The sequence below is a fragment of the Klebsiella sp. HMSC09D12 genome (assembly GCF_001808475.1).
Taxonomy (GTDB): domain Bacteria; phylum Pseudomonadota; class Gammaproteobacteria; order Enterobacterales; family Enterobacteriaceae; genus Klebsiella; species Klebsiella oxytoca.
Genome location: NZ_KV793508.1, coordinates 21,098 through 28,243, shown reverse-complemented (window position 1 = coordinate 28,243; position 7,146 = coordinate 21,098). Strand labels below are relative to the sequence as shown.

Below are 7,146 nucleotides of genomic sequence, written 5' to 3'. Positions count from 1 at the left end.
GTAGCCCGGCTAAGCGCAGCGCGAGCCGGGAAAATTTCCTTGTTGCAGGTGTTTGTCAGGCTGAGTATCCCTCAGCCTGCGGGGCGCACTACGCTAAATCTTCCCCGTTGCTGGCAATCACCTTCTTATACCACCAGAACGACTTTTTGCGCTTTCGCGCCAGCGTGCCGCGGCCGGCATCGTCGCGGTCAACGTAGACAAAGCCGTAGCGCTTGCTCATCTCACCGGTGGAGGCGGATACCAGGTCGATACAGCCCCAGCTGGTGTAGCCTATCACCGGAATGCCGTCCTCGATGGCGTCACCCATCGCTTTAATATGCTCGCGCAGATAGCTGATGCGATAGTCGTCGTTAATCTCGCCGTTAGCCTCCACCTCATCGCGCGCGCCGAGGCCATTTTCCACAAGGAACAGCGGTTTCTGGTAGCGGTCATACATCATATTCATGGTGATGCGCAGGCCGAGCGGGTCGATGCCCCAGCCCCATTCGCTGGCCTTGATGTGCGGGTTTTTCAGTGATTTAACGATATTGGCGGCGCTGGTGTTGCCGGCATTCATCTCCGCCGATGCGCAGCGCGAAGCGTAGTAGCTGAAGGAGACGAAATCGACGGTATGGCGCAGGATCTCATCATCGCCGGACTCTTTGGCGATAGTCACGCCTTTCTCGCGGAATACCCGCGCCGCCCACACCGGATACGCGCCGCGCGCCTGGACATCGATAAAGAACAGGTTCTCGCGATCTTTTTCCAGCGCCATCCACACGTCTTCCGGTTTACAGGAGTAAGGGTAGAAATTGCCGCCCGCCAGCATACAGCCGACCTGATTTTGCGGATTCACCTCGTGGGCGATTTTGGTCGCTAAGGCGCTGGCGACCAGTTCATGATGGGCGGCCTGGTATTTCACCTGCTCCTGATTTTCCCCCTCTTCAAACACCAGACCGGCGCCGGAGAACGGGCTATGCAGCATAATGTTGATTTCATTGAAGGTAAGCCAGTATTTCACCAAACCATCAAAGGCTTCAAAGCAGGTGCGGGCGTAGCGGGTGAAGAACTCCACCATTTTTCGATTGCGCCAGGAGCCGTATTCGGTAACCAGGTGCATCGGCACGTCGAAATGGCACAGCGTCACCAGCGGCTCGATGCGGTGCTTTTTGCACTCCTCGAACAGCGAGCGATAAAAGGCGATCCCCTCCGGGTTCGGTTCCAGCTCATCGCCCTCAGGAAAGAGGCGGCTCCAGGCGATAGAGGTGCGGAAGACGCTAAAGCCCATCTCGGCCATCAGGGCGATATCTTCTTTATAACGATGATAAAAATCGATCGCCTCGTGGCTCGGGTAGAACTCATCGTCGCGTAGCGCGAAGCGTTTCTCCTGCCCCAGCTTGACCGCGAGGCGGTGAGCCCCGTGAGGAATCATATCGACGGTGGTCAGCCCTTTGCCGCCCTCCAGATATGCCCCTTCGGACTGGTTGGCGGCCAGCGCGCCGCCCCATAAAAATCCCTGTGGAAAAGTCGCCATGCGTTACCTCGTTAACAAAATGGTGTTCAGGCGTGAGAAGCCTGGGTGCCGGCCTGACGCTGTCTGGCGTCGGCGGCGGCTTCTTCTTGCGGAATATCTTCAAAGCCGAGCATCAGCGTCAGGACAAACGACAGCACCACCGCCAGCGCCATGACGCCAAAGACCCAGACGATCGTCATCGGATTGGCCGGGTCGAAAAACTGGACGCTGGTGAACAGGCCCGGCGCCGCCATTGAGTGGCTGGCGAGCCCGGCAATGCCGGCCACCGCGCCGCAGATAAAGCCGCTAATCAGGCTGGCGATCAGCGGTCGCTTCAGCCGCACCGCCACGCCGTACAGCGCCGGTTCGGAAATCCCCGCCAGAATTGCAGAAGCCGCGGCCGCCAGCGCCGTCTGGCGCAGCTCCGGGTTTTTGGTTTTCCACGCCACCGCCAGCGACGAGCCGCCCAGCGACAGATTAGCGCCGATTTCCGACGGCATCACCATGCCCTCTTTGCCGGTTTCGGCGATGGTCTGAATGATCGTTGGGGTAAAGACCCGGTGCATCCCGGTCATTACCAGCAGCGGCCACAGGGCGCCCATGATCGCCACCGACAGCCAGCCGAGATAGCTGTGGATCGTATAGACCAGCGCGGAAATGGCGCTACCGATCCAGATGCCGAGCGGGCCGATCAGCAGAATCGACAGCGGAGCGGCGATCAATACGATCAGCATCGGTTTAAGGAAGTTTTTTGTCACCGCCGGGGTGATACGGTCGACCCAGCGTTCGATATAAGAGAGGCACCAGGTCATCACCAGCGCCGGGATCACGGTATAGGTGTATTTCACCGCCGTCACCGGAATAAAGGCAAACTCCACGTGCTCGCCCTGGGCGGCTTTGGCCATCAGTTCGATAAAGCTCGGGTGCACCAGCACCCCGGCAATGGCAATCGCCAGCGACATATTGGTTTTGAACTTCACCGCTGCGGAAGCGGCGACCATCAGCGGCAGGAAGAAGAACGCGCCGTCGCCGATCACCGTCAGAATAGTCAGCGTTGGCGCGCCTTTGGGCAGAGCGCCGGTCATCTCGAGGATCATTGCCAGCAGCTTAACCATCGATCCACCGATAATCGCCGGGATCAGCGGCGACATGGTGCCGATCAGCGCGTCGAGGATCCCGGCGCCGATGCGTTTCAGGGTAATAGGCGGTTTCCCCTGCGGTTCGGCCGGGCGCAGATCCCCCGGCAGCAGCGCGACCACTTCGCGATACGCCTGGGAGACGGTATTGCCCACGATCACCTGGCACTGGTTATCGCTACGCACCACGCCGAGCACGCCTTTCAGCCCTTTGAGGGTGGCGCTGTCGACCCGCTCGTTGTCTTTGACCACGAAACGCAGGCGGGTCATGCAGTGGGTGACGGCGGCAACGTTATCTGCGCCACCGATTGCCGCGATAATCTGCTGCGCCAGAGCTGCATAATTTTTAGACATCGGATTTTATCCTGTTTATCAATGGGGTACTGGCTTGTCACCGCGCCGGAAAGCGGAGCGGCATCATGCATACATAGGAAACCGGTTCCACAAAATCATGATTAGTTTCATTTATTCATACAAGAAATAAAAAAATAAGATCTCGATTTTGTGATTTTGATCGCTGTGTGCGCATCCGCGCGGGCGACGCGCAAATGCTGAAAAAGCGCAGCGTGTGCAGTACACTGCGGGCAACATTGGCAACAGGAATAACCACATGGCAACGATGCTGGAGGTAGCGAAGCGCGCGGGGGTGTCAAAGGCCACCGTTTCGCGGGTGCTGTCGGGGAACGGCTATGTCAGCCAGGAGACCAAAGATCGCGTCTTCCAGGCGGTGGCCGAAAGCGGCTACCGGCCGAATCTGCTGGCGCGCAACCTGGCGACGAAAAAGACGCAGACCCTCGGGCTGGTGGTGACCAACACCCTTTATCACGGCGTCTATTTCAGCGAACTGCTCTACCACGTCGCGCGGATGACCGAAGACAAAGGGCGGCAGCTGATCCTCGCCGACGGCAAGCACAGCGCGGAGGAGGAGCGCGAGGCGATTGAGTATCTGCTCGATCTGCGCTGCGATGCGATAATTATCTATCCGCGCTTTCTCAGCGTTGATGAGATGGATGAGATTATCGAAAATCATGAGCGGCCCATCATGGTGCTCAACCGCCGCCTGCGCCGCAACGCCAGCCACTGCGTCTGGTCCGATCAAAAAGCTTCGGCGATGATGGCGGTGGAAAAGCTTATCGCGCTGGGCCATCGGGAAATCGCGTTTATTACCGGTTCGCTGGATTCGCCAACCGGCGTTGAGCGTCTCTCGGGCTATAAAGACGCGCTGGCCCGCCACGGCATTGCCCTGAATAACGATCTGATCGTCGAAGGCCGCTGGACGCCGGAAACCGGCGCGGCGGGGGTTGAAACGCTGCGCCAGCGCCGCGTCGGCTACAGCGCGCTGGTGGCGAGCAACGACGACATGGCGGTTGGCGCGATGAAACAGCTGCATCAGATCGGCGTCAAGGTTCCGGAGCAGGTCTCGGTCGTGGGGTTTGACGATATCGCGCTGGCGCCGTATATGGTTCCGGCGCTCTCCAGCGTCAAAGTTCCGGTGACGGAGATGATCAAAGAGAGCATCAACCGGCTGATCTTTATGCTCGACGGCGGCGATTTTAAATTTCAGCAACTCTTCCCCGGCGAGCTGATTGAACGCGACTCGGTGGTCCCCGGCCCGCATGCCTGACGTCGTCAGCTGTCATCGTCACAACTGACGATGACAGTATCTTCCGTATTTATCTTGTTTAATATCAATTAGATAAAAGTTGGAACGTATTATGCATACTCCGGCGCGTAACCTTTTTACTGCTGGAGAAATGGATGAACCGTTTCATTATCGCCGACGCAAGCAAATGCATCGGCTGCCGCACCTGTGAAGTGGCCTGCGTGGTCTCTCATCAGGAAAATCAGGACTGCGCCGCGCTGACTCCAAAAAGCTTTTTACCGCGTATTCACGTGATCAAAGGCGTTAACGTGTCGACGGCCACCGCCTGTCGTCAGTGCGAAGACGCGCCGTGCGCCAACGTCTGTCCGAACGGCGCGATCAGCCGCGACCAGGGCTTCGTCCACGTGATGCAGGAGCGCTGTATTGGCTGTAAAACCTGCGTGGTGGCCTGTCCGTACGGCGCCATGGAAGTGGTGGTGCGCCCGGTTATCCGCCACAGCGGCGCGGGGCTGAACGTGATGGCGGAAAAAGCCGAAGCCAACAAATGCGACCTTTGCCACCACCGTGAGGAAGGCCCGGCCTGTATGGATGCCTGTCCGACCCACGCGCTGATTTGCGTCGACCGCAACAAGCTCGAACAGATGAATATCGAAAAACGCCGCCGTACCGCGCTGGCCTGGTAGGCCGGTCGCGCAATGAACGGGGTGCAGATCCGCATTCGCGGTAAAGTGCAGGGGGTGGGATTCCGCCCCTTCGTCTGGCAGCTGGCGCAGCAGCTGGGGCTGCGCGGCGACGTGTGCAACGACGGCGACGGCGTGCTGGTGCGCCTTGTCGGCGGTGATGCGCCATTTCTCGCCGCGTTAACCCGGCGCTGCCCGCCGCTGGCGCGTATCGACAGCGCGGCAGCGGCGCCTTTTGTCTGGGACGCCGCGCCGCCAGGCTTTACCATTCGCCAAAGCGGGGCCGGAAGCATGCGCACGCAGATTGTGCCCGATGCCGCTACCTGCCCGGCATGCCTGGCGGAAATGAACAACCCGCAGGAGCGCCGCTACCGCTATCCGTTTATCAACTGCACCCACTGCGGGCCGCGCTTTACCATTATTCGCGCCATGCCCTACGACCGTCCACTGACCTCTATGTCGCCGTTTCCACTCTGCACCTCCTGTGCGGCGGAGTATGGCGACCCCGCCGATCGCCGTTTCCACGCGCAGCCGGTAGCCTGCGCCGAGTGCGGGCCACGGCTGGAGTGGCGCGGGCCGCAGGCGCATTCATTTGGCGAGGCGGCTCTTGAAGCGGCGACGGCTCGCCTGATGGCGGGCGATATAGTGGCGGTGAAAGGGCTGGGTGGTTTCCATCTGTTGTGCGATGCCGGAAATCCTGAGGCCGTCGCGAGGCTGCGGGCGCGCAAGCATCGCCCGGCGAAACCGCTGGCGGTGATGCTGGCGACAACGGCGGGGCTCGATGAACCGGCGGTGACGCTGCTCACGTCCCCCGCCGCACCGATCGTGCTGCTGGATAAAACGCAGGTGGCCGGGCTGTGCGACCAGATTGCGCCAGGGCTTGCGGAAGTAGGGGGGATGCTGCCGTCTAATCCACTGCAGCATTTACTTTCGCAGGCGCTGGCGCGCCCATTAGTGATGACCTCCGGCAACCTCAGCGGTCGCCCGCCGGCGTTAACCAACGCAGAGGCGCTGGCGGATTTAGCCGGGATTGCCGACGGTTTTCTGCTGCATAACCGCGAGATTGTGCAGCGGATGGATGATTCCGTAGTGCGGCAAAGCGGCGAGATGCTGCGTCGCGCCCGCGGCTACGTGCCGGACGCGCTGGCGCTGCCGCCGGGGTTTCACGATGCGCCGCCCCTGCTGGCCCTCGGCGCGGATATGAAAAATACGTTCTGCCTGCTGCGCGGCGACGAAGCGGTGCTCAGCCAGCATTTTGGCGATCTCGACGAGGAGGGCGTTGAGGCGCAGTGGCGGCAGGCGCTGCGCCTGATGCAGGAGATCTACGCTTTTACGCCGCAGCGGGTGGTTGCCGACGCCCATCCCGGCTACCGCGCTTCGCGGTGGGCGGCGTCGCTTATGCTGCCGGTGGAGCGGGTGTTGCATCATCATGCCCACGCTGCCGCGTGCCTGGCCGAGCATCGCTGGCCGCTGGAGGGCGGCGACGTGATTGCCCTGACGCTCGACGGCATCGGGATGGGGGAAAATGGCGAACTGTGGGGCGGCGAGTGCCTGCGGGTCAACTATCGCGAGTGTGAGCATCTTGGCGGTCTGCCGTCGGTGGCGCTGCCCGGCGGCGACCTCGCGGCGCGTCAGCCGTGGCGCAATCTGCTCGCCCACTGCCTGGCGTTTGTCCCTGAATGGCAGAATTATGCCGACACCGCCGCGCTGCGCCAGCAAAACTGGCCGCTGCTGGCGCGAGCAATCGAGCGTGGTATTAATGCGCCGCAGGCATCGTCGTGCGGCCGTCTGTTTGACGCCGTCGCCTGCGCGCTGGGCTGTGCGCCGCTAGCCCTGAGCTATGAGGGGGAGGCGGCATGCCGTTTGGAAGCGCTGGCGGCGACCTGCGAAGGCGTGGATCATCCGGTGACCCTGCCGTGGCGCGAAGGTAAACTGGACCTGGCGACGTTCTGGCGGCAGTGGCTGAGCTGGCAGGCGGGCCCGGCGCAAAAAGCGTGGGCCTTTCATGATGCGCTGGCCCGCGGGCTGGCGGCGATGATGCGCGATTGCGCGAACGCGCGGAACATTCACACGCTGGCCTTCGGCGGCGGGGTGCTGCACAACCGCCTGCTGACGGCGCGATTGACCTTTTATCTGGCCGATTTTACTCTGCTCTTTCCGCAGCAGCTGCCCGCCGGCGATGGCGCCATTGCCCTCGGTCAGGCGATCGTCGCTGCGGCCCGCCTGCAGGCTTAA

At 61.3% G+C, this 7,146-nt stretch carries 5 protein-coding genes; 3 read left to right on the top strand and 2 right to left on the bottom strand.

The features are described from left to right. Window positions 1-88: 88 nt before the first annotated feature. Both HMPREF3178_RS26525 and ascF read right to left on the bottom strand, forming a co-directional pair. Complete coding sequence (locus HMPREF3178_RS26525; RefSeq protein WP_004104839.1) at window positions 89-1,513, bottom strand: 6-phospho-beta-glucosidase; 1,425 nt, start codon at window positions 1,511-1,513, stop codon at window positions 89-91. Between the two features lie 26 nt (window positions 1,514-1,539). Beyond that, the gene (ascF, locus tag HMPREF3178_RS26520; RefSeq protein WP_004104835.1) at window positions 1,540-2,982 is read right to left on the bottom strand and encodes a PTS cellobiose/arbutin/salicin transporter subunit IIBC; all 1,443 of its coding nucleotides are present in this window, start codon (window positions 2,980-2,982) and stop codon (window positions 1,540-1,542) included. Window positions 2,983-3,238: 256 nt separating this feature from the next. Here ascF and HMPREF3178_RS26515 point away from each other — a divergent pair, with 256 nt between their 5' ends. The 3 genes from HMPREF3178_RS26515 (at window position 3,239) to hypF (ending at window position 7,146) form a co-directional block, all read left to right on the top strand. Then, on the top strand, window positions 3,239-4,252 hold the full coding sequence (locus HMPREF3178_RS26515) for a LacI family DNA-binding transcriptional regulator (RefSeq protein WP_004104834.1): 1,014 nt from the start codon (window positions 3,239-3,241) through the stop codon (window positions 4,250-4,252). A gap of 134 nt (window positions 4,253-4,386) precedes the next feature. After that, complete coding sequence (hydN, locus tag HMPREF3178_RS26510; RefSeq protein WP_004104833.1) at window positions 4,387-4,914, top strand: electron transport protein HydN; 528 nt, start codon at window positions 4,387-4,389, stop codon at window positions 4,912-4,914. A gap of 12 nt (window positions 4,915-4,926) precedes the next feature. Continuing rightward, complete coding sequence (hypF, locus tag HMPREF3178_RS26505; RefSeq protein WP_017145507.1) at window positions 4,927-7,146, top strand: carbamoyltransferase HypF; 2,220 nt, start codon at window positions 4,927-4,929, stop codon at window positions 7,144-7,146.